This window comes from Rhizobium bangladeshense (genome assembly GCF_017357245.1).
GTDB lineage: Bacteria > Pseudomonadota > Alphaproteobacteria > Rhizobiales > Rhizobiaceae > Rhizobium > Rhizobium bangladeshense.
Genome location: NZ_CP071616.1, coordinates 25,685 through 47,714 on the forward strand (window position 1 = coordinate 25,685; position 22,030 = coordinate 47,714).

18 protein-coding genes and 4 pseudogenes are annotated in these 22,030 nt (G+C 59.9%); 10 read left to right on the top strand and 12 right to left on the bottom strand.

Annotated features, from left to right (window positions below; translation table 11 throughout):
* Nucleotides 1–9 precede the first annotated feature (9 nt).
* The 7 genes and pseudogenes from J2J98_RS27855 to J2J98_RS27885 all read left to right on the top strand — a co-directional run bounded on the left by J2J98_RS27855 (nt 10) and on the right by J2J98_RS27885 (nt 7,181).
* Nucleotides 10–1,473, top strand: a complete 1,464-nt coding sequence (locus J2J98_RS27855) for an aldehyde dehydrogenase (protein WP_207604081.1) — start codon at nt 10–12, stop codon at nt 1,471–1,473.
* A gap of 5 nt (nt 1,474–1,478) precedes the next feature.
* Entirely contained in the window at nt 1,479–1,802 is a 324-nt protein-coding gene (locus J2J98_RS27860) for an NIPSNAP family protein (protein ID WP_207604082.1), read from the top strand.
* Between the two features lie 48 nt (nt 1,803–1,850).
* Nucleotides 1,851–2,861 carry an ABC transporter substrate-binding protein gene (locus tag J2J98_RS27865; RefSeq protein WP_207604083.1) on the top strand — a complete coding sequence of 337 codons (1,011 nt, stop codon included), beginning with the start codon at nt 1,851–1,853 and terminating at the stop codon, nt 2,859–2,861.
* 105 nt (nt 2,862–2,966) lie between these two features.
* Nucleotides 2,967–3,839 (top strand): ABC transporter permease, encoded by an 873-nt coding sequence (locus J2J98_RS27870; RefSeq protein ID WP_207604084.1) that lies wholly within the window; start codon nt 2,967–2,969, stop codon nt 3,837–3,839.
* Between the two features lies 1 nt (nt 3,840).
* Complete coding sequence (locus tag J2J98_RS27875) at nt 3,841–4,641, top strand: ABC transporter permease (RefSeq protein ID WP_138396043.1); 801 nt, start codon at nt 3,841–3,843, stop codon at nt 4,639–4,641.
* On the top strand, nt 4,638–5,717 hold the full coding sequence (locus J2J98_RS27880; protein WP_064712981.1) for an ABC transporter ATP-binding protein: 1,080 nt from the start codon (nt 4,638–4,640) through the stop codon (nt 5,715–5,717). Before J2J98_RS27875 ends, J2J98_RS27880 begins: the two co-directional genes overlap by 4 nt.
* 10 nt (nt 5,718–5,727) lie before the next feature.
* A pseudogene (locus tag J2J98_RS27885) lies at nt 5,728–7,181 on the top strand (NAD-dependent succinate-semialdehyde dehydrogenase).
* Between the two features lie 156 nt (nt 7,182–7,337).
* Here the strand turns inward: J2J98_RS27885 and J2J98_RS27890 are convergent.
* The 11 genes and pseudogenes from J2J98_RS27890 to J2J98_RS27940 all read right to left on the bottom strand — a co-directional run.
* On the bottom strand, nt 7,338–8,867 hold the full coding sequence (locus tag J2J98_RS27890; protein ID WP_207604085.1) for an FAD-dependent oxidoreductase: 1,530 nt from the start codon (nt 8,865–8,867) through the stop codon (nt 7,338–7,340).
* Nucleotides 8,864–10,081, bottom strand: a complete 1,218-nt coding sequence (locus J2J98_RS27895; RefSeq protein ID WP_207604086.1) for an NAD-dependent epimerase/dehydratase family protein — start codon at nt 10,079–10,081, stop codon at nt 8,864–8,866. The genes J2J98_RS27890 and J2J98_RS27895 overlap by 4 nt, the downstream gene beginning before the upstream one ends.
* 9 nt (nt 10,082–10,090) lie before the next feature.
* On the bottom strand, nt 10,091–11,071 hold the full coding sequence (locus tag J2J98_RS27900; RefSeq protein ID WP_207604087.1) for a GHMP family kinase ATP-binding protein: 981 nt from the start codon (nt 11,069–11,071) through the stop codon (nt 10,091–10,093).
* A complete protein-coding gene (locus tag J2J98_RS27905) occupies nt 11,068–13,017 on the bottom strand; it encodes an HAD-IIIA family hydrolase (RefSeq protein WP_207604088.1) in 1,950 nt (649 codons plus the stop codon). The genes J2J98_RS27900 and J2J98_RS27905 overlap by 4 nt, the downstream gene beginning before the upstream one ends.
* Nucleotides 13,007–13,948 (bottom strand): NAD-dependent epimerase/dehydratase family protein, encoded by a 942-nt coding sequence (locus J2J98_RS27910; protein ID WP_207604089.1) that lies wholly within the window; start codon nt 13,946–13,948, stop codon nt 13,007–13,009. The genes J2J98_RS27905 and J2J98_RS27910 overlap by 11 nt, the downstream gene beginning before the upstream one ends.
* A 32-nt stretch (nt 13,949–13,980) precedes the next feature.
* A complete protein-coding gene (locus J2J98_RS27915; RefSeq protein ID WP_207604090.1) occupies nt 13,981–14,940 on the bottom strand; it encodes a lysylphosphatidylglycerol synthase transmembrane domain-containing protein in 960 nt (319 codons plus the stop codon).
* Nucleotides 14,937–16,906, bottom strand: a pseudogene (locus J2J98_RS27920) (hypothetical protein). Before J2J98_RS27920 ends, J2J98_RS27915 begins: the two are co-directional and overlap by 4 nt.
* Before the next feature lie 19 nt (nt 16,907–16,925).
* Nucleotides 16,926–18,164, bottom strand: a complete 1,239-nt coding sequence (locus J2J98_RS27925; RefSeq protein WP_138396052.1) for a glycosyltransferase family 2 protein — start codon at nt 18,162–18,164, stop codon at nt 16,926–16,928.
* A gap of 16 nt (nt 18,165–18,180) precedes the next feature.
* The gene (locus J2J98_RS27930; RefSeq protein ID WP_207604091.1) at nt 18,181–18,801 is read right to left on the bottom strand and encodes an SIS domain-containing protein; all 621 of its coding nucleotides are present in this window, start codon (nt 18,799–18,801) and stop codon (nt 18,181–18,183) included.
* Nucleotides 18,802–19,013: 212 nt separating this feature from the next.
* Nucleotides 19,014–19,370, bottom strand: a complete 357-nt coding sequence (locus tag J2J98_RS27935) for a RidA family protein (protein ID WP_207604092.1) — start codon at nt 19,368–19,370, stop codon at nt 19,014–19,016.
* Between the two features lie 66 nt (nt 19,371–19,436).
* Nucleotides 19,437–19,824 (bottom strand): annotated as a pseudogene (locus J2J98_RS27940) (ABC transporter permease); the annotation flags it as partial.
* Nucleotides 19,825–19,919: 95 nt separating this feature from the next.
* Between J2J98_RS27940 and J2J98_RS27945 the strand changes: the two are divergent.
* The 3 genes and pseudogenes from J2J98_RS27945 to J2J98_RS27955 all read left to right on the top strand — a co-directional run.
* Nucleotides 19,920–20,228: pseudogene (locus J2J98_RS27945) on the top strand (NAD(P)/FAD-dependent oxidoreductase); the annotation flags it as partial.
* Nucleotides 20,229–20,320: 92 nt separating this feature from the next.
* A complete protein-coding gene (locus J2J98_RS27950; protein WP_064712985.1) occupies nt 20,321–20,572 on the top strand; it encodes an AbrB/MazE/SpoVT family DNA-binding domain-containing protein in 252 nt (83 codons plus the stop codon).
* Nucleotides 20,569–20,967 (top strand): type II toxin-antitoxin system VapC family toxin, encoded by a 399-nt coding sequence (locus tag J2J98_RS27955; protein WP_064712986.1) that lies wholly within the window; start codon nt 20,569–20,571, stop codon nt 20,965–20,967. Before J2J98_RS27950 ends, J2J98_RS27955 begins: the two co-directional genes overlap by 4 nt.
* An 82-nt stretch (nt 20,968–21,049) precedes the next feature.
* Here J2J98_RS27955 and J2J98_RS27960 read toward each other — a convergent pair whose 3' ends face one another.
* Complete coding sequence (locus tag J2J98_RS27960; RefSeq protein ID WP_207604093.1) at nt 21,050–22,027, bottom strand: ABC transporter ATP-binding protein; 978 nt, start codon at nt 22,025–22,027, stop codon at nt 21,050–21,052.
* Nucleotides 22,028–22,030: the final 3 nt, after the last annotated feature.

A 22,030-nucleotide genomic window follows, 5' to 3' on the forward strand; every position in this document is an offset into this window, starting at 1 on the left:
AGTAGGACCATGCGGCGTTTCCAGCATTACATCGACGGCGAATTCTCTGATGGCGAAGCTTCCTATCCGAGCATCGATCCGGCCACCGGCGCAGCCTGGGCTAATATGCCCGAAGCGCGCGAGGGTGATGTCGACCGGGCTGTGAACGCTGCCGAGAGGGCGCTCTATGAAGGTCCCTGGGGGAAATTGACGGCAACGCAACGTGGCAAGCTGCTCTACAAGCTCGCTGACCTCGTTGCCGCCAACGCTAAGATACTCGCCGAGTTGGAGACGCGCGACACCGGCAAAATCATCCGCGAAACATCGGCGCAGATCGCCTATGTCGCCGAATACTACCGTTACTATGCCGGCATATCAGACAAGATCGAAGGCTCCTACCTGCCGATCGACAAGCCTGATATGGATGTCTGGATCCGCCGTGAGCCGATCGGCGTCGTCGCCATGGTCGTGCCGTGGAACAGTCAGCTCTTCCTGTCTGCAGTCAAGATCGGCCCGGCGCTCGCGGCCGGCTGCACCATGGTGGTCAAGGCGTCGGAAGACGGGCCGGCGCCGCTTCTCGAATTTGCGCGTCTCGTCCACGAGGCAGGCTTTCCCGCCGGCGTCGTTAACATCATCACCGGGTTCGGCGCCTCCTGCGGCGCAGCGCTCGGCCGTCACCCGAAGGTAGCGCATGTCGCTTTCACCGGCGGTCCAGAAACCGCCCGGCACGTCGTTCGCAACTCGGCCGAAAACCTCGCCTCGACCTCGCTCGAACTCGGCGGCAAGTCACCCTTCATCGTCTTTGCCGATGCCGACCTCGAAAGTGCGGCCAACGCTCAGGTCGCCGGCATCTTCGCGGCGACAGGCCAGAGCTGCGTTGCCGGATCGCGCCTCATCGTCGAACGCAGCGTGAAGGACAAATTTGTCGCCCTGCTGCGGGAGAAGGCCGAGGCGATCCGCATCGGCCCGCCGCTCGACATGGCGACCGAGGTCGGCCCGCTCGCCACCAAGCGTCAACAGGACAATATCGGCGCGCTCGTCGCAAAGTCGATCAAAAGCGGCGCCCGCCTCGTCACCGGCGGACGCAAGATCGATGGCGAAGGCTTTTACTTCGCGCCGACGATTCTGGATTGCGATCATGTCGCTTCCCCCTCGCTGGTCGAGGAATTTTTCGGGCCGGTCCTCTCCGTTGTCTCGTTTGAAACGGAAGCCGAGGCGCTGAAGCTTGCTAACGATACCCGCTATGGCCTGGCGTCGGGCGTCTTCACCCAGAACCTGACCCGGGCGCATCGGCTGATGAAGGGCATCCGCGCCGGCATCGTCTGGGTCAATACCTATCGCGCCGTATCGCCAATCGCGCCGTTCGGTGGTTTCGGCCTCTCCGGCCACGGCAGGGAAGGCGGCATGGCGGCGGCGCTCGACTATACCCGCACCAAGACGATCTGGCTCCGGACATCCGACGATCCGATCCCCGATCCCTTCGTGATGAGGTAGCGCCGATGTTCTACGAAATCCGCACCTATCGGCTGAAGAACGGCGCGGTCCCGCAATATCTCAAGGTCGTCGAGGAAGAGGGCATCGAGATCCAGAAGAGCCATCTTGGCACGCTCGTCGGCTACTTCTTTTCGGAAATCGGGACGATCAACGAGATCGTCCACATCTGGGCCTTTGCGAGCCTCGACGACCGGGAGGCGAGACGCCAGCGGCTGCTGGCCGATCCCCGATGGCAGGCCTTCCTGCCCAAGATCCGCGACCTGATCGAGGTCGCAGAAAACAAGATTATGAAGCCAGCAAGCTTTTCTCCCCGGAGCGAGGCGCACTGACGGCATAAGGCATACCCGCAGGACAAACCAGAACAAGGATAAGGGAACATGAAAACAACATTTGCTTTCGCGGCCGTCGCCGCCTTCGTGGCGGTGTCCGCACCGGTCAAGGCTGACAACCTCGTCTTCTCGAGCTGGGGAGGAACGACCCAGGACGCGCAGAAGGCTGCATGGGCGAGCCCCTTCACCGAGAAGACCGGCATCACCGTCGTGCAGGACGGGCCGACCGATTACGGCAAGCTCAAGGCCATGGTCGAGGCCGGCGAAGTCAACTGGGACGTCGTCGACGTCGAAGGCGATTATGCCGCCCAGGCCGGCAAGAACGGCCAGCTAGAGAAGCTCGATTTCTCCATCATCGACAAATCCAAGCTCGATCCGCGCTTCGTCACCGATTATTCGGTCGGCAGCTTCTATTATTCCTTCGTCATCGGCTGCAATGCCGATGCCGTCAGCGCCTGCCCGAAGACATGGGCCGACCTGTTCGACACGGCGAAGTTTCCGGGAAAACGCACCTTCTACAAGTGGTCGGCTCCCGGCGTGATCGAAGCGGCGCTGCTTGCCGACGGCGTTTCGGCCGACAAGCTCTATCCGCTCGATCTCGACCGCGCCTTCAAGAAGCTCGATACGATCAAGTCCGACATCATCTGGTGGTCGGGCGGCGCCCAGTCGCAGCAGCTCCTGGCCTCCGCCGAGGCGCCCTTCGGCAGTGTCTGGAACGGCCGTATGACGGCGCTTGCGGCGACCGGCATCAAGGTGGAGACGTCCTGGGAGCAGAACATCACCGCTGCGGATGCGCTCGTTGTGCCGAAGGGCGCGCCGAATGCCGAGGCTGCGATGAAGTTCATTGCGCTGGCAACCTCGGCCGAACCGCAGGCCGCTCTGGCAAAAGCCACCGGCTATGCGCCGATCAATATTGACTCGGCCAAGCTGATGGACCCTGAAACGGCCAAGACCCTGCCGGACCAGCAGACAGCAAGCCAGGTGAATGCCGATATGAACTATTGGGCCGACAACCGCGATGCCATCGGCGAGAAGTGGTACGCCTGGCAGGCAAAATAGGCTGAGACTCCATTGAACAGGTACGGCGAAATTTTCGCCGTACCTCACGCAGCGGTACTCCCTTTCGGACGACGTCTGTGGAACTGACGGGTGGGAAGGACTGTCATGTCGACATATAGCGATGCCTCTGGCGCAATCATGCCTCTGCAAAAGGCGCGCAGGGCAACAGGTTTTGGCGGGGTGGTTCCGGCTCTGGCCTTCGTGGCGATCTTTTTCGTCGTGCCGGTTGTGGTCTTGCTGCTGCGAAGCGTATTGGAACCTGTTCCCGGGCTTGGAAACTATGCGCAGCTGATCGGGTCGGCGACCTATTTCAAGATTTTCGTCAATACCTTCATCGTCTCGGGTTTCGTCACGGTCATATCGCTGCTGATCGGATTTCCCGTCGCCTGGGCGCTGGCGATCATGCCCGGTCGGGTGACCTCGGTGATCTTTGCGATCCTGCTCCTGTCGATGTGGACCAATCTGCTGGCCCGCACCTATGCCTGGATGGTCCTGCTGCAGCGGACCGGGCTGATCAACAAGATGCTGATGGCAATGGGCCTGATTGACCAGCCGCTCGCACTTGTCAACAATCTCACGGGCGTGACGATCGGCATGACCTATATCATGCTGCCCTTCATCATCCTGCCGCTCTGCGGCGTGATCAAGAAGATCGATCCGTCGATCCTGCAGGCGGCCGCCCTTTGCGGCGCCAATCGCTGGCAGTGCCTGACGCGTGTTCTCCTGCCCCTGGCAATGCCCGGCATGGCCGCCGGCGCCCTCATGGTCTTCGTCATGTCGCTCGGCTATTTCGTCACGCCGTCGCTTCTCGGCGGCACTGCCAATATGATGCTCGCGGAGCTGATCGCGCAGTTCGTACAGTCCCTGGTCAACTGGGGGATGGGCGGTGCCGCGGCCCTGGTTCTGCTGGTGGTGACCTTGTCGCTTTATGCTGTGCAGTTGCGCTTCTTCGGCAGCCAGAATCCGGGAGGACGTTGAGATGCTGCTCAATCTCGACCGTCTCGGTTGGTGGAAATACGTGCTCCTGGCGATCACGCTTCTGACCGCCGCCTTTCTGTTGCTGCCGATCGTGTTCATCGCAGCGCTCTCCTTCGGCTCCTCGCAGTGGCTGATCTTTCCGCCGCCCGGGTGGACGTTCCAATGGTACAGCGAACTCTTTGCCGATCCGCGCTGGTTGGGATCGGCCTGGACGAGCTTGAAGATTGCGGTCATCGTGACGATCCTGTCGGTGCTGCTTGGGCTCGTGACGTCCTTCGGGCTGGTGCGCGGTTCGTTCCTGTTCCGCGATGCGCTGAAGGCGTTGTTCCTCACACCGATGATCCTTCCGGTCGTCGTTCTCGCGGTCGCTCTTTACGCCTTTTTCTTGAAAATCGGCCTTGGCGGGACTTTGGCGGGTTTTGTCATTTCGCACCTCGTGCTGGCGCTGCCCTTCTCGATCCTGTCCATATCGAGTGCGCTTGAAGGTTTCGACAAATCCATCGAGGACGCGGCGGTGCTCTGCGGCGCTTCGCCCCTGGAAGCAAAAATCAGGGTTACGCTTCCCGCGATCAGCCATGGGCTCTTTTCGGCTGCCGTCTTCTCTTTTCTGACATCCTGGGACGAGGTCGTGGTGGCGATCTTCATGTCAAGTCCGACCCTGCAGACGCTGCCCGTGAAAGTATGGGCGACGCTGCGGCAGGATCTGACACCCGTCGTCGCAGCAGCCTCGACTCTTCTCATCCTCTTGACGATCATCCTGATGGCGCTGGTTGCCGTCGTGCGTAAGGTACTGAAACAATGAACCAACCATTCCTTCAGATCCGCGGTATACGCAAGGAATACGGCCCTGTCGTCGCCGTGCACGACGTCAATCTCGATGTCCGGCGTGGCGAGTTCCTGACCTTTCTCGGGCCGTCCGGCTCCGGCAAGAGCACGACGCTCTACATTCTCGCCGGCTTTGAGAACCCGACGAAAGGCGACATTACGCTGGAGGGCAGAACCCTGCTCGCCACCCCGTCGCACAAGCGCAATATCGGCATGGTGTTCCAGCGCTATACGCTGTTTCCGCATCTGACCGTGGGCGAAAACATCGCTTTTCCGCTGAAGGTCCGGCGCAAGTCCAGGGCCGAGATCGACTTGAAGGTGAAGGAGATGCTGCGCCTCGTGAGGCTCGAAGGTTTCGAGGATCGCAAGCCCGCGCAAATGTCCGGCGGCCAGCAGCAGCGTGTCGCCCTTGCTAGGGCGCTTGCTTATGATCCGCCGGTGCTGCTGATGGACGAGCCGCTCTCGGCGCTCGACAAGAAGCTGCGGGAGGAAATCCAGCATGAGATCCGCCGCATCCACCAGCAGACGGAAGTGACGATCCTTTATGTCACGCACGACCAGGAGGAGGCGCTGCGGCTGTCCGACCGCATTGCGGTCTTTTCGAAGGGCGTCATCGACCAGATCGGAACCGGACCCGAACTTTATGCCAATCCCAAGACCCGCTTCGTAGCCGAGTTCATCGGCGACAGCGACTTCATTTCATGCGACCTGGTGTCTTCCTGCGATGGACAAGCAACGATCGCGCTCGGAGGCGGAACCATCTTCAACCAAATTCCGGTGCATGGAAAAGGGATCTCCGGCGCAAGGGCGGCGCTGATGCTGCGGCCGGAGCGCATACGGTTGTCGCGGGCGAGAGCTGCCGGCGCGGGTCTTGCCGCGACGGTCAGCGATATTACCTTTCTCGGCAACAACATCCATGTCTCCACAGAGACGGCGACAGGCGAGGCGCTTTCGGTTCGCTTGCCTTTCGGTCATGAGGCTATTGCCGGGCTCAATCGCGGAGATATAGTCCATCTGGATTTTGATCCAGGTGCCGCTCACGTATTCTGCTGAAAGTTGTCCCATGAAGCTGAATGATCCCTCACTGTTCCGTCAAGCCTGCCCCATCGGCGATCGCTGGGTCGAAGCGGAAGGTCGACGGGCGGCCACGGTCCGCAATCCGGCGACAGGTGAGGTGCTGGGTGCGGTCCCTGACCTCGGTGCGGCGGAAACGGAAGACGCTATCCGGGCCGCCGTGGTCGCGCAGAAGCTTTGGGCGAAGAAGACCGCCGGCGAGCGCGCCGCCGTTCTCAAGACCTGGCATCGCCTGATGATCGAAAACCGCGACGATCTGGCGATGATCCTGACGCTGGAGCAGGGAAAGCCGCTCGCCGAAGCCAAAGGTGAAATCACCTATGGTGCGAGCTTCATCGAATGGTTTGCCGAAGAGGCAAGACGCATCAACGGTGAGACCATACCGGGTCATCAGCCGGACAAGCGCATCCTCGTCCTGCGCCAGCCGGCCGGCGTCGTCGCAGCGATCACGCCCTGGAACTTTCCGAACGCGATGATCACCCGCAAGATCGGCCCGGCGCTTGCCGCTGGCTGCGCCGTCGTTCTCAAACCGGCGCTGCAGACGCCATTCTCCGCGGTCGCCATCGCCGTTCTTGCAGAACGTGCCGGCCTGCCGGCGGGGCTTCTCAATATTATCACGGGTGACGCGGCCGCAATCGGCGGGGCGATGACCGCAAGCAGAGACGTCCGGGTTCTGACATTCACCGGCTCCACCCGGACGGGCGAGCTGCTTTACCGCCAATGCGCGCCGACGATCAAGAAACTCGGCCTCGAGCTCGGCGGCAACGCGCCGTTCATCGTGTTCGACGACGCCGATCTCGATGCGGCGGTCGAAGGCGCGATCATCGCCAAGTTCCGCAACAACGGCCAGACCTGCGTCTGCGCCAACCGGCTCTATGTCCAGGACGGCGTCTACGAGGCATTTGCCGACAAGCTCGCCGCGGCCGTTTCGGCATTGAAAGTCGGCAATGGCCTGGAGCGTGACGTCGTGCTTGGCCCCTCATCGACGACAACGCCGTCGCCAAGGTCGAGAGCCATATTCAGGACGCCGTTGCAAAGGGCGCGGGCGTCATTTCGGGCGGCAAGCGCCATGCGCTTGGCGGTCACTTCTTCGAACCGACGATCCTGCGCGATGTCGATGCCGGCATGCAGGTCGCGCGCGAGGAGACCTTCGGGCCGCTTGCCCCGCTTTTCCGTTTCCGCGACGAAGAGGACGTTATCGAACAGGCAAACGACACCGAGTTCGGCCTTGCCTCCTATTTTTACGCGCGCGACCTGTCGCGGGTCTTCCGCGTCGCCGAAGCGCTCGAATATGGGATGGTCGGCGTCAATACCGGCCTCGTCTCGACGGCGGAAGCGCCGTTCGGCGGCGTCAAGATGTCGGGCTTGGGCCGCGAAGGGTCGAGGCACGGGTTGGACGAATATACCGAACTTAAATATGTCTGCCTGGGCGGCATTGCCTGAGCTTGGTCGGCGCTTGCGCTTTGCCGCAAAAGAAGACCGGCAGGACCCTTGGGCCTCGTTGATACTTCGGCCGTTTCGGAAGTCGATCACGAACCGCTCCCTGTCATTGGCCGGAGATGCGTTGCCGCAGCTGAGAGCTTGAAGAGCCGAATGGATTCAGGATGCCGGCTTTGCTTCTGTTTCGGCAAGGCGATGGGCGATGCGATCGGCATTGGCCATGATCGTCATCGTGATATATTTCGATGACAGATCCGGGATAATCGAGCCGTCGACGATGTGGAGACCGCGATGGAAATTCAACTCGCCGTCCGCAGAGGTGCCGAACGGGCCGGAGGCGCCCATCGGTAAGGTGCCGGCGAAATGCGCGTCGACACCCGGCTCCGCCAGCGAAGAGCCCGGAAGCGGAATGAGTCCCAACCGTTTCCATTCACGCCGAAGCGCTCTTTTCAAAGCTTCGGCAAGAATATCAAAGCCTTCCGCGAAGCCGCCATGAATGGTCAAACTCTTTTCCGCCGCAGCATCTCGGTGGATGTAGCTGCGGCTTTGATCGCCAGGATAATAAATGGTGGCGACAAGGAGACTTCCGGCGATCCTCTCGAACGCGGCGCGCCCCGCATTACGGCCGAGCGGCATCCTGTTGATGAAGTTTTGTGCGGGCAAGGAGCCCACTTCATAAATCGCTCCCGTCACATAATCGGATATGCCGTCACCGTAGCGCAAGGATAATCCGAGCTGCGCCAGGCTGTGCGTCGGTGTTGACGAACGCAACAACCTTTGCGGGGAAAGCAGGGGAATGGCCAGCGTGGGACTATTCAAGAGACGGAGTCCCTGTTCCTCAATCGGCAGGTGGTCCGCCAGCAGGGCGGCCGTTCCGAGTACCCCTGCGGCAAGAATGATCCTTGGAGCGAAAAATGACGATCCATCTGCCGTTCTCACTGTCCAGCCCGGATTATGTGTCAGCGAAACGGCCCGCATGTTGTCGAGCAGACGAAAATGCGGGGATTTCCGCAACGAAAGCAGGTCCTGTCTGCTGTTATATATTGCCCCGTTCGGGCAACCATAGAGACAGTCACTGCCGAGGTCGCATGCCGCTCGTCCCGGCCTCGATTCCGAAAGTATGGCATTCACGGCGGGAAAAAGCCGAAACGATCCGTTTGCTGGCTTTGCGACCCTGTGCCTATGAAGAACATAGGCAGCCGTCGCCCCAAGCGGCAGGACGGACTCGCCCTCCGCACTCCTCTTAAAATCGGCATTCCTGCTGATCCCGATGCGTTCGGATATGCGCTCGTAGGATTTTTGAAGAGAAGCGATGTCTATGGGCCAATTCGCAATGTCGTCAGCGTCGAGGTAGCTAATCTGCGCACCCCAAATATTGGAGAGGCCGCCACGAGCGAGGCTGCCAATTGGCATGAATCCAACGCCACCTATGCCGGACTCGCCCTGGAACCGTTCGAGAATTCCACGCGACACCGGCGTCTGCAGTTTTGGCGAGCTGCCATCGTCTGCCCGCAGCGATTCTAGGTCGCCTCCCAGGACACGCACGCTGCGGCTTTCATCCCGCGACCCGACATCATTGCCTGCATCCAGCATCAGGACGCGGCGGCCGGCCGCTATGAGGGGGAACGCGGCGGAAACACCTGCAGGCCCGCTGCCGATGATGATGAAGTCGGCATCCGGCCCATTCATCGATATCTCCCGGCGAGGAGGGCGCGGAGAGGAAGGAGCAAGACGTCGCCTGATATCGTCAGGATTGCGTTGAAAAGCCCGGCCTTCTTGTCTCGCTGCCTTTCCGGTTCAATCGCGAGATCGGCGAGGTAGAGGGCTCTTGCGAGGCGATGCTGCGTTCGATTGGCCGGTGGTTCAAACAGCGCCAGCAGACGCGGATGCTTGATCAGCGCCGGTGAGAGACCGAGCGGCGCCAGTCCTTCACGGCGGAGCCCTTCGGAGAGGCGTTGCAATTGCATTTCGGTGGGCGCGGAGCCGAGATATTGCAGCAGAGCCTTGGCCTCACTTTGCGACGGCTCGCCACTTTTCTGGCCGAGCTCCGCCGATAGCATCACCAGTGGGTCAGCCAGGTGCAACTTCAGCAGCCTGAGGCTCTCACCACTTTCCATAGGGGTGGCTCCCGCGAGCCCCAGGACGCGCTCCGGATCGACCGTCGGGATCAGCGGCAGAAGCTTCGTCATCCGGCAGGCGAGCAAGGCGGCAGTGAGGGGGATCGGTATGAAATGCAGGTTCCCTTTGCCCTGGCTGCGGCGAAGAATGCGCAGCCAGGCGGCAAAGCTTATCGGTCTCTCCTGGGCGAGCACGAATGCCCGCGGCGGCTGGCTTTCGTCCGTCGCAAGCGTCAACAGGCCTGCGGCCACTTCGTCGAGATGAATGGGCTGAACCTTTCGGCTAAGCCCTATCATCGGCAGCAGCGGACTTAGGGCGGATAATTTCGCCATCAGACCGTACATTGCTGTGCGCGGCCCGCCGTACACAAGCCCTATTCGCGCGATCCGAACGATCGGTGCCGCGGCGCTGGCCGCCAGATGCTGTTCGATCCTGAATTTGGTGCGGCCGTAGACGTTCAGCGCTTCCGGTCTGGATGACGTGGAGGAGGCAAAGACGAAGCGTGATACTCCGGCTGCCTTTGCCGCTTCCGCCAATTTCACCGTGCCCGAGATATTGATATTGCTTTCCTCGGCCGCCTCCGGCTCGGTGGCCCAGGAATGCGCGAGATGAACGACTGCGGCAGCCCCTTCCAGATCGGAGGCGGCGGGCTCGTCGCCGATGCGCCACTTTGCTTCGGAGCGTCGGCCGAACTCAACCACGTCGAAGCCGCGCTCACGCGCTAACGCTGCAAGTCTTGCGCCGATATAGCCGGTCGATCCGGTGATGATGAGACGCGGTGCCATTCACGCCCCCTATTGTGCAAAAGCGATACGCGCGCCGCTCCAGTCAAAACGAAACTCGATTTCCTTGAGCTGCGACAGGGCCTGCCGGACTTTGGCGTGGCGGTCTTTTGGGCAATAGAGAACGAGGAAGCCGCCTCCGCCGGCACCCGCGAGCTTGCCGCCGATCGCGCCGGCAGCGCGTGCCGCCTCGTAAAACTCGTCGATCGCGCTGTTGGTGATTTTCGAGGTCAGCGATCTTTTCATCATCCATCCGCGATGCAGCGCTTCGCCGAAGGCGCTAAGGTCCCCGGCCATCAGGATGTCGCGCATCTCGTAGCTCAACTGCACCATGCGCTCGACGGTCCGGAACTTTTCCTCGTCCGTCTCCATCGCTTGCACCTGTGTCGACAGCACCGAACGCGTATCGCGCTGGTTGCCGGTGAAAAACAGAAGGATGTTGCTCTCGAGCTCAGCCATCTTTTCGGAGCTGAGGACGACGGGTTGTACGTTCACGCTGCCGTTGGAATTGAATTCGATGAAATTCAGGCCACCATGGGCGGCAGCGTACTGGTCCTGTTTGCCGATCGGCTCCTTCAGGATGTCAATCTCGAGTTTGCAGGCTTCTTCCGCCAACTGGTCCTTTGAGGCAAAGCGTGAGCTGTGGGCGTAGAGCGCGTTGATCAGCGCCACGGAAAAGGAGCTGGATGATCCAAGACCGGTCCCGGAGGGAATGTCAGCAACGGAGGCGACTTCGATGCCAGGCTCGACCCTGTGCATGCGCAAGGCCTCGCGCAGCAGCGGATGCGCGATTTCTTCAAGTGTGTCGGCAAGCTCGGTGCGTGTATATTTAAGATGGTATTTGTTTTCATTGAAGTAGTTGTGCACGATAACGAAGCTGTACTTGGCTATCGCGCAGGACAGTACCGCCCCAGCCTGACGACGGTAATAGGACGCTATATCAGAGCCGCCGCCGGCAAAACTGACCCGAAAAGGTGCGGATGAAACGATCAAAGGATTGCCCCCTCGAGATTGATGATAATATCGGCCGACCGGCGCTGCAGATCGATCCTCGGCCACTCATCCTGAATTCGTGACTGCCAGAGTCCTTCGGCGGCAACCGGCGTGAGGCCTTTCCAGGCGTAGAAGGTGTGAAAGCGGTTCAGCAGGGTCTGCTGTGACGCTTCGACGAAAACGGCCATATCGACCTCCTCGCGGATCGACGCGTGCCCGGCAAAGATGCCGTCCAGCAGGATGACCTCGGCATCTCGCGCGTCATAGGTGGTAGTAACCCTGAACTGGCCACGGCTTGCCGCGTTATAACCGGGCGCTTCGACCTGACCGGATCGGCGCAGCATGCTGACGATTTCGGGATAGAGCTCGACCCTGCTGCGCTCTTCCGCGCTCATATCCGGGCTGCGATGTTCGAGCGGCAGTATCCAGCGGTCGAGTTCCAGCCTCAGCACCCGGCGCCTTGTTTCCGAAAGTATGCGTTGGACGGCATGCGCAAACGTACTTTTCCCGGAGCGGGAACGGCCGCATATGCTTACGAGCAGCGGACCTGCTGTTTGTGAAAGCCGTTCCTCGATCACTCCTGATAGAGCTTTCCCGATGTCCTGATATTGGCATTGAAAGCGAACGGCGTCATAGACCGTGTCGAAGATGAGATCGGCGTGCGGAATAGCTGTTTCGGCAGCGGGATAGCTCTTTTCGTCCCGTAGGCCATAACCGGTCCGGACGCCATAGGCCCAGATGCCCGCCTTGCGGCCCGCGCCTATGTCGCGCAGGCTGTCGCCGATGATGACGGATTTCGCCCCTTCAATAGGCAGTTCCGCCATGGCTTGACGGATCATCAGATCTCCAGGTTTCCGGCAGGCGCAGTCGATCTTGAGCGCTGCGACTTCGTTCGGAAATCCCCTGTCGGGGTGGTGGGGACAAAAATAGATACGGTCCAGGACGCCGCCCTCTTCGGCGAGCTCGGCCTCCAGGCGGCCAAGCACATGATCCAGTCCTGTTTCATCCAGCATGCCTTTGGCGACTTGCGGTCTGTTTGTTACAGCCACCGTAAGGAAGCCGGCCTCGCGGGCGAGCCGCACCGCTTGGCCGGCTCGGCTCACCAGCTTCACTTGGTCGGGATGTGTGACCCCATGGCCGCCGACGTCTTCGTTGAGCACGCCGTCGCAATCGAAAAAAACAGCAGGTCTTCGAACCGACAGATGGACGGCATGAACCCGTTCATGCCGAATATCCTCGGCCGCGGCGGCATGTCGGCTCGGAGATCCGGTGTCCTTCATATATTCCGGTGTATCATAAATCGCGACCGGTATGGACCGCTCGAGGAGACCGGGGATCACATCATGAATCATGTCGGCCGGCTGCCCCGGCAGGAGAGTCTCGAAAAACTGGCCGCAAGCCACGTACAAACCGGCCGGCACGAGATTGCGCCAATCCGCCTCACGCGGCGCCTTGCGGGGCAACAGGCGCTGGAGATAGCCGTTCTTCTGAACAACGATGTCTGATGTGCGGGGATGATCGTTGGGATGAGCGATGATCGTAAGCGCAGCGGGAAATTGCCGACGATGGCTGGCAAGCGCCGACAGATCGATATCAAAAAGCATGTCGCCGTAGACGATAAGGACGTCATCGGCGATCGTCTCCAAAGTCGTCAAGCAACCGGCCGTACCGAGCGGAGACTTCTCAACGAACACTTCGATTGTAACGCCAAGTTTTTCAGCTTCCGGGCCGAGGGCAGGCTCGAGCTGGCTGCCCAGATGGCCGCCAAGCACACGCACATGCTGAATGCCTTCGCGGGCGAGTACACGAATCTGCCTGACGATGATTGGCACGCCCTCGAGCGGCAGAAGGGCCTTCGGAATGACATCGCCCGTCATGCTGTGCGCGCGTGTTCCGAGGCCGCCGGCAATGATGATTGCCTCGCGGATGGCGTTTTCAGAACCCATTCGCGAGGATCCGCTCGACGGCGAGTTCAACAGCCTCGGTCGACTTTCGCTTCGGCGTCCAGCCCAGAGCGACAAGTCGGCTTATGTCGTAGCTGAAGCGCGGCACATCGCCCAGCCAGCCGCGGTCTTCGCTTCCATATTCGATAGCGGCTCCGGATGCGACCTTGGAGACCACGATCTCGGCGATATCCCGGACAGATGTTTCGCCGATGCCGCTGGCATGAAAAACCTCATAGGCACCGGGCGCCTTGTCCCAGGCGAGAAGAATCGCGTCCACCAGATCGCCCACATAAAGATAGGGCTTTGTCTGCATGCCGTTGCCGAGCACCTGGAGCCGTGTCGGATCAGCCTTCAGCCTGTTGATGAAGTCATAGATGGCCCCGTGCGTGGAGCGTTCCCCGACGACATTGGGAAAGCGCAGCACGAGCGTCTTGATGCCAAATGACAGCGCATAGACGGACAAATAGGCTTCGGCGGCAAGCTTGCTGGCGCCATACAGCGAAATCGGCCGCATGGGGCCGTGACTTTCGTGAATGTTTCCTTCGGCTTCACCGAATACGGCGGAGGTGCTGGCGAAAAAAAGCTTGCCGATGTCATGCTTGCGCATGATGGCGAGCAGCGTCGTCGTCGTCAGCTGGTTCAGCTGCAGGTCAAGCTCCGCATTGGCATTGCCTGCGGCAATATCGGAATTGGCGGCCAGATGGAAAACGGCGTCGGGTCGGTCCGTCCCAATGAGTCGATCCATGCCTTCCCGATCGAGCATATCCAGCTGATGGAAGCGAAAATCCGGGCGAATCATCAGATGGTCGATGTTCCGCATCCGGCCAAGATGAAGATTGTCGATCGCGGTTACCCGATAGCCCAATTCCAAAAGGCGATCGCAGAGATGGCTGCCGATAAATCCGGCCCCTCCCGTTACCAAGGCATGCATGACGGCAGCTCCATATGATCTGTTAAGGCTCTTCAGAGCGCTTTGATCTTTCCCGAATGAGGACGCGATAGGACGAATACACCACCGGCCAAGCCGATCACAAGCTGCAACAGGCCGAAAACCACCGACAGCGTCGCAGCGTCCGTCGTGCCGATGCCGAACACAGCAAGTGAAAGGATCATGCCGCCTTCGCGCAGACCCCATCCTCCCACGGAAATCGGAAGCATGGCGATCAAAAGCACCGGCGGGAAAGCGGCTGCGGCCTGACCCCAATCGAGCGGGAGGCCAAGACCGAGAACGAGGATCTCAAGCGAGACGACACTTAACCCGTGAATGACGAGGGTCAACAGGAATACCCCGAGCATTCTTCGGTGGGTGAGAAAAGCTGCCAGCGCCTCGTTCAGCGCGTGCAGCTTTGCCGGCACAAACCGCACGAAAAATTGCCGGCGCCAGCTGAAGACCAGGGCCGATGCGATCGCTCCCGCGACGCCGAGAGCCGTGAGTTCGACGAGATAGGGGATCGGGAAGTCATGCCCGTAAAAGCCGCGCATGATGATTAGTCCGATCAGCGCAACCACCGCCAGTCCGAAAAGCGTGAGGATCCGGTCCAGAACGACGCCTAGCGTCGCTTCCGTTATCGTCAGGCCATATTTGATGGCGCCGAATATCCGGGCGGCATCGCCTGGAATGGGACTTGGAAGAGCTTGATTGTAAAAGAGGCTCTGCATGAAGAGTTTCATGGCGCCTCTCAGTTTCAGTCTTTGCCCTATCATTTCCGACAGAAGGCACCACCGCCACGCCGAAAGCAGGGCCTGCAACAGAAGCAGGAAGACGCTGAGCCAGATGGTCGTCGCCGACAGAGTCCGGACCGCAGCCCACCCTTCTGCGAAATCGACGCCAAGTGCGATCCAGATAACGAGGCCAAGCGCGACGGCCACTTTGAGGACCGGTATAGCGATTCGAAGCAAGGCGCGGAGGGACGGGGCAGTCACGATGCCCGATCCGCGTCAAAGCGGTAGAGCTTCCAGCCGAACCGATCCGTCAATATCAAAGAGGAGCGAGGCATCATGCGGGCTATGACGCTGTTGGCCATCACTATTTTGTCCTCTCCAATGCGTTCGGCGAGGAACGCGCTATCGGCATCGGGGGGAACGATGAAGTAGGCTATATGATTGTCCTTGATGAAAGCATCGATATCCGAACCCGGCGCAGGCAGCACGTAGCGCGGTAATTGCCAGCCGCCGTCGCGGCCGTCGTTATAAGCCGTGGACAATAATGTATTGGCCGTATCGAAAGGTTGAAAGACGGTTCGCAGGTCGTGATCTGCGATATAGCGGTACATCAAATATGCTTCGCGATGGCTCTCCATATATTTATCGACGCTGATCATCCCAAGCACGACGTGGAGGTCTTTCGTCCTGGCCGGGTCGATGTCGCTACCGCCCATTCGATGCCAGTGGAAAATCCAGAGCCCCCGGCCAGCAAGACTATTATCACCGGGCTGGCGACCCTGCATGCCGGCGAGGAAGCCATTTTCGCAAGTGGAGCCATCCGCGGCAGGACCTGTCGGTCAAGCCATTTATCCAGCCTTTCGCGAACCAGAGAGGCTCCGATAAAACCAGTCGAAAAGAAAAGCAAATAGGCTGGCGTTGCCCACCTGATGTGATTGAACATGACAGTGTACCATATCACGAACATCGCAAAGACGATGGCGGCGAGAAATGCGATGCGCCGGAAAGCCACCGTCAGACCGGCCAATATTAAAGCGAGAGCGGCGAAAGCATTCGGCTTGTTCTCGAGAAACCAGTCGTAAAGAATATAGAGAAAGTCCTGCCAACCCTGCAGAGTGGCAAGATTTGTCACAAAGTGTCGGTTGGCGGGATCGAAGGCCCTGCCCAGTTCGAGCATGTAATCGGCCATCCAAGCATCGCTGAGGCCTGGGTGACCGAACATGAAGGGATAGATCGGATTGCCGAGTACGACCAGGTTTTTCGCATACCAATAGCCGGCGATTACGAGAAATGCGCAAAGGCATGGCAGAAGGAGCGGCAGGGATAGCCTCCCCTTGAGAAGCATCGGTATCAATATCAGCCCTATGAGGACGACCATTTGCAGTTCGGTATATTTCCCTCCGACCGCTCCTCCTAACACGAGCGCGCAATGAAAGAGCTCCGCCGGCCGCCGAGTTTCGAAATAACGCCACAGGAAAAGCACGGCTGCGACGGAGAAACACGACCGGGCCAGATCCGTCATCGGTTCGCCGACACTGCCCCTGAAGAAGGGGATGCTGAGGATCAGAGCGGCCACCAGAAAAAAGCCGCATGCGCGCCAACGACTGGCGCAGCTTGAAAGCAGGAACAGAAATCCGAAGAAAATCGCAATATTCATGACCGCCGCGCCGGTCCAGTGACCGCTGACCATCATGACGAGAGCAAACAGCAGATTGAAGAAGAGCGGAATATTGCCGTAGAAGGGATGGTCGATCTGCGGTGACACAAAGCCGGCGTGATCGATGATGCTGTTCGCCAGAGGGATATGGAAAACCCACACGTCGGCAATAGCTGACGGGAATTGTGCCAGCACACTCCACACATAACCAAGTATGAGGCATGTGAGGGCTGCAAGCGCTGGAAGCGGATTTCCGTTTTTCACCTCTGCGGCGATTTTGCCAAGCAGCGAGGCCAGGTCGCGAAGAACGGCGACGAGATCGCGCCGCCGCCAGATCATCGAGACAGCCACTATGGGAAGAACGATTTCCCATCTCAATCCATGAAACGCGCCAAGAATAGTGGCCGCGCCGCCGGCGATCGCCAGGGCCGGCAAAATACCGCTGAACAGAAAATCGGTGCCGTCTCGGAAAGGCTGATCGCAACGTCGGTTGAGCCAGGCCACGATGCCTTTGTCGATCACGAGGCCCCATAATATTATGGAAACAACCGCGAACCAGCCTACGATCATGATAGCCCTTTCGTCGCTGTTATCCCGCGAGAGGCGGCGCAGGCTTTTTGACGGGCAGCATGACCCCGAGCGCACGTATCATGAGCCCGGATATAAATATCTGGAACGCCGTGATGATGAGCCACAACCCGAAGACGGCCCAGTTGGTCTCGATGCCGATCTCAGGCAGCACGTATCCGTTCCCGACATAGGAATCGAAGAGCGGAACCGCCAGCAAGACGCCTGCCAGAACGGCGACAACAGATCCCCATATTGTTGCATTGTAGGGAAGGAGCCCCTCGAGGCGAGGCTGTACATGTCCCGAATAGTCAAAAATGACGCGACCGATGGCTGCTGAAACTAGCATTGATTGACCCAGGACGGCCAGAGCCATCGCGAACAGCATGGCATTCGACGAGAATCGTACGCCTGCTACGGACATAGGTCCGGCGAGCAGCGGCAACATCATGATCAAGCCGAGGGTGAGAAGCAGAAGGCCCGGCCAAATCAAAAAGAAATCGAACCCGTAGACAAACATCGCCTGCAGATTGCGCCAGCCCGCGCGCCAGGGTTCCATCCAGCCTCGGCGCTTCATATGGCTGAGCCGGCCTTCCGGATCCTTCAGGAAATGAATCGGCACCTCGGTCGTCGCAAGCTCCATATGGACTGACTTCAGCACCATTTCAGACGCGTATTCCCAGCCTTGCGAGCGGAGATCCATGCGCAGCAGCGCATCGACGCTGATGCCGCGCATGCCACAATGGATATCGGAAAAGCGGCTGCCGAACATGCGATTGAGAATCCACGTCGTCAGCGGCGTGCCGAAATAGCGATGCAGCGGCGGCATCGCATTATCCTCGATCGAGCCCTTGAACCGCGAGCCCATGACGAATTCAGATCCCTTCCGGAAGGCCTCGATGAAGGGTGCTATCTGGCGAAAATCATAGGTGCAGTCCGCATCGCCCATGATGATGAATTTGCCCCGGACGAAGGGAATGGCGTCGATATAGGCTCTGCCCAAGCCGCGCTTCGGCGTCCGCAACACGCGCGCGCCCCTCTCACGCGCGATTTCGGGGGTGCGATCGGTCGAACTGTCGACAATAAGGATTTCGACCGCTGCACCACTTGCAGCGATGCCTTGACGGCACCAATCGACGAAAGTTCCAATGGTCAACTCCTCGTTGAGTGAAGGGACGAGGATGGTTACCTCTGGGTCGGCGACGTCGTCGTCGGGGGTAAGGAGCGACAGTTCCGGATCGTGGATGTGGGGGAAACTCATGCGCGTGATAAGGCTCTCAGGAAAGGCTGGGCGGGACGAGGCCGCAGGAAAAATCCAATATGGCGTGGCAAATCGCCAGATGGGCAATTTCCACATAGCCATATTGATCGGAAGCGACGTAGAAATTCAGATCGCCGAGCGAGCGCAACGGGTTGCCAGGAGCGAAGCCGCTCAAGGTGATAACGGCACCGCCTTTTTCGCGGGCGGTGCGGACGGCCTTGGTGATGCTTTCCGATTTGCCTGAACTGCTGATCGCAACCAGCAGATCGCCTTCATTCGCATGCATTTCGATCTGCTTTGCGAAGACGTTTTCATAACCGAGGTCATTAGAGAGGCAGGTCAGTGTCGCCCCGTCGTTCATCGCCATGGCGCGGAGTCCGCCATTCTTGGAGTAGTCCGTGGCCATATGGCTGGCAATGGCCGCGCTGCCGCCGTTACCGATGAAGATGATCTTCCGGCCGGCCTCATGGGTCGCACGGGCCAGTTGCATGGCCTCACTCATAGCAGTTGCATAATCCAGGTCTTTGCTACCCTGCCGCGACGCCGCTGCATTCACAAGAACATGGCGTAGAAATGTGAAATAGCGATCGAGATCGCTGGCCGTCACGCCAAGCTCCGAAGTAGTGGTCTGTGACATGCTGGTTCAGCCCCTGCGCCTTTGGAATTGGGGCGTCCTTAAAGGCTAAATTATACAAAGGCAAGTTGCCCGGCATCCCTTCGGACGGTTGTTGGCGGGTGTCACGGCTTTGCAACTGCCGGTCTTCGTCAACCAGGCGGGCGAAATTCTCGTGACGAGGTCGGAGGTTGCTCCTTGCCTCCCGCGCCCGTCGCTCCGGGAAGCTTCGCCGGTCAGTTGCCGGCCGCTGCGATAATGCCGATTTCCACCGCGAATTCCGGTGCCGCAAGTCTTGCTTCGACCGTGGCGCGAGCCGGCGCATGGCCCGATGGCACCCAGGCGTCCCAGACGGCGTTCATCTCTTCGAAGCCGGACATATGCGCAAGCCAGATGGTCGCGCTCAGGATTCGTGTCGGATCGCTGCCGGCGCTTTCCAGAAGCCGGGTGATCCGCGCCAGGATGTTAGTCGTCTGTTCGCGGACGGACGAACCCGGCGCGTCGATGGCGACCTGACCCGCGAGGAAGACAAAGCCGCCGTAGATCACGGTCTGGCTCATCCGCTTTCCGATTTCGTAGCGCTCGATCTGCATGCTCAAACTCCCCGACTAATCTCGATGGGCAATCTTCTGGCGTTCGGCGCGTCGCTGCAGCCATTCGGCGACGGCATAGTAGATGCCGACTGCCGAAACGATAACCGGCACGATCATCGGCAAAATCAGAATGGCGGTCAGCGTTGCGCGTGCCGGGCATGAGGGTCGGCTGAGGCCGATCGCGGCTTAGTGCGCCGAGGAGGGTCGACAGGAGAGTGGCAAAGACGGCGACGATGATGCTGTTCTTCAGCGCCAGCTGCCAGACATTGGAATCGAAGAATTCGCGGTACCATCTGAGCGACAGGCCGGGCATGGGGTAGGTGAAGAATGGCTCGGCGTTGAAGGAGAGCGGCACGATTGCGACGATCGGCGCGATCAGGAACAGGATCACCAGGCCGCCGGCCAGCCACAGGAGGATCGAAAATAGGCGCGGGAAAGAAAGGAAGTTGGTCATCAGCCGATCCTCAGCCTGTCGATGCCGATGATGCGATTATAGACGGCGTAGAGGATCAGCACCGCAACCAGCAGGATCGTGCTCAAAGCTGCCGCGGGGTCGAGCTTGGCGGCCTTGCCGCTCCGCTGAACACGAAGCGGACTGCAATGATACGCGAAGGCGTGAAAAAACTGCTGCCGAGGGCTGGAGACGGCGACGACGAATGGCTCGGTTTTCGTCCCTCCATGCCGGATTCGCTTCCCGTTATCGGCGCTTCCCGCCGCCTGCCCCGCATTACCTATGCCTTCGGCCACGGCCATCTCGGTCTGACGCTGTCTGCGTTGACAGGCTACCTCGTTTCGCAGCTTGTGGCGGGACAACGCCCCATCATCGACCTGACGCCGCTGCGTCCCGGCCGGTTCTGAGTGAGTCACGGGGCCAACAAGACAGTGCTCGAAACTTGATTGTAAGGAAAAAATCCATTACTTTTATCTTGATTTGAGATAGGAGATTTTCCATGCCTTCCCTTGCGGTGACAATGAAAGGGCAAATCACGCTGAGACGGGATTTACTGACGCATCTTGGTGTCAAGCCCGGGGATCGAATTGAATTCGACAAGCTTCCGGGCGGTGAGCTGAGGGTAAAGGCTGCTCGTCCGGCGGGGACGATCGATAATTTCATCGGCCGGCATGCCGGCAGGACGAAAAAGCCGTTGACGATTGAAGAGATGAACGAAATCGCCGCCTCAGGCTGGGCCGGCGAGGAATGAAGGTCTCGGTCGATACCAATATTCTTGCGCGGGCAGTCCTGCAGGATGATGCGGAGCAGGGGGAGGCTGCGGCAAAGCTTCTCAGACAGGCATCGCTGGTCGCGGTTTCTCTAACGAGCCTCTGCGAGCTAGTCTGGATACTGCGTCGAGGAGCCAAGCTATCGAAGGAAGATGTTGCACAGACAATTCAAGATCTGCTCAATGCCGGCAATGTGGCAATGAACCGCCCCGCGGTTGAAGCAGGACTGGCGGTGCTGGAAGCGGGCGGCGATTTCGCCGACGGCGTGATTGCCCATGAGGGAGCATGGCTTGGCGGCGAAAGTTTCGTGTCTTTCGACAAACAGGCGGTCGAACTGGTAATCCGCCAAGGCCAGCCCGCCCGTCTTCTCGCCTGACATCGGCTGGCACGAGCGGGCGGAAAGAAGCACAAGATTTTGGTCCCGCGCAATCGGTTCGATATCGCGGCATGCGCACTCCTCAAAACCGGTGCTCCGCTCCCTCGACCGGATTTGCCCAGACCGTCATGCCGGGCGCAAACGGCGTCTCGCCTTCGGCGCGCACGACCATCTCGCCGAGTTCGGTAACGTCGAGATAGAGGATCGCATCGGCGCCGAGCCGCTCCACATGCCGAATCCTGCCCTGCCACCGGCCGGTGCCTTGCGAAAGCCTGATATGTTCCGGCCGGATCCCGTAGGTCGTGCAGTTCATTCGCCGTGCCGTCTCGCCGCCATAGAGGTTCATCCTCGGGCTGCCGATGAAGCCGGCGACGAAGGGCGTGGCGGGATTGCGGTAGAGCTCCATCGGGCTGCCGACCTGCTCGACGGTGCCGCCGTTCAAAACGACGATCTTGTCGGCCATCGTCATGGCTTCGACCTGGTCGTGGGTGACATAGATCATCGTCGATTTCAGCCGGGCGTGGAGCTCCGAAATCTCAAGGCGCATCTGGGCTCTGAGCGAAGCGTCCAGGTTGGAGAGCGGCTCGTCGAACAGGAAGACCTTGGGATCGCGCACGATCGCCCGGCCGATGGCGACGCGCTGCCGCTGGCCGCCGGAGAGCGCTTTCGGCTTGCGCTGCAGGAGGTGGCTGAGCTGCAGCGTTTCGGCAGTCGCCGCCACTTTGGCGGCGATCTCGGCCTTCGGGCGGCCGGCGAGCGAAAGCCCGAAGCCGATATTCTCGGCAACCGTCATATGCGGGTAGAGCGCGTAGCTCTGGAACACCATGGCGATGCCCCGCTCGGAAGGTTCGGCATAGGTCACGTCCTTGCCGCTGATGGTCAGCCTACCCGAAGTCGTCTCTTCGAGGCCGGCGATGATGCGCAGCAGCGTCGACTTTCCGCATCCCGAAGGGCCGACGAATACGACGAATTCGCCGGAGGCAACTTCAAGATCGACCCCTCTGATGACCTCGAGCGCGCCGAAGCTCTTGCGAACCTGTTTGAGAGTGAGCTCAGCCATTCT

Excerpts from the sequence above, each read along its gene's own strand:
- J2J98_RS27860 (WP_207604082.1), top strand. The coding sequence starts at position 1,479 with ATGTTCTACGAAATCCGCACCTATCGGCTGAAGAACGGCGCGGTCCCG.
- J2J98_RS27890 (WP_207604085.1), bottom strand. The coding sequence starts at position 8,867 with ATGAATGGGCCGGATGCCGACTTCATCATCATCGGCAGCGGGCCTGCA.
- J2J98_RS27905 (WP_207604088.1), bottom strand. The coding sequence starts at position 13,017 with ATGGGTTCTGAAAACGCCATCCGCGAGGCAATCATCATTGCCGGCGGC.
- J2J98_RS27925 (WP_138396052.1), bottom strand. The coding sequence starts at position 18,164 with ATGAGTTTCCCCCACATCCACGATCCGGAACTGTCGCTCCTTACCCCC.
- J2J98_RS27875 (WP_138396043.1), top strand. The coding sequence starts at position 3,841 with ATGCTGCTCAATCTCGACCGTCTCGGTTGGTGGAAATACGTGCTCCTG.
- J2J98_RS27935 (WP_207604092.1), bottom strand. The coding sequence starts at position 19,370 with ATGCAGATCGAGCGCTACGAAATCGGAAAGCGGATGAGCCAGACCGTG.
- J2J98_RS27960 (WP_207604093.1), bottom strand. The coding sequence starts at position 22,027 with ATGGCTGAGCTCACTCTCAAACAGGTTCGCAAGAGCTTCGGCGCGCTC.
- J2J98_RS27895 (WP_207604086.1), bottom strand. The coding sequence starts at position 10,081 with ATGGCACCGCGTCTCATCATCACCGGATCGACCGGCTATATCGGCGCA.
- J2J98_RS27880 (WP_064712981.1), top strand. The coding sequence starts at position 4,638 with ATGAACCAACCATTCCTTCAGATCCGCGGTATACGCAAGGAATACGGC.
- J2J98_RS27955 (WP_064712986.1), top strand. The coding sequence starts at position 20,569 with ATGAAGGTCTCGGTCGATACCAATATTCTTGCGCGGGCAGTCCTGCAG.
- J2J98_RS27930 (WP_207604091.1), bottom strand. The coding sequence starts at position 18,801 with ATGTCACAGACCACTACTTCGGAGCTTGGCGTGACGGCCAGCGATCTC.
- J2J98_RS27855 (WP_207604081.1), top strand. The coding sequence starts at position 10 with ATGCGGCGTTTCCAGCATTACATCGACGGCGAATTCTCTGATGGCGAA.
- J2J98_RS27865 (WP_207604083.1), top strand. The coding sequence starts at position 1,851 with ATGAAAACAACATTTGCTTTCGCGGCCGTCGCCGCCTTCGTGGCGGTG.
- J2J98_RS27910 (WP_207604089.1), bottom strand. The coding sequence starts at position 13,948 with ATGCATGCCTTGGTAACGGGAGGGGCCGGATTTATCGGCAGCCATCTC.
- J2J98_RS27870 (WP_207604084.1), top strand. The coding sequence starts at position 2,967 with ATGTCGACATATAGCGATGCCTCTGGCGCAATCATGCCTCTGCAAAAG.
- J2J98_RS27950 (WP_064712985.1), top strand. The coding sequence starts at position 20,321 with ATGCCTTCCCTTGCGGTGACAATGAAAGGGCAAATCACGCTGAGACGG.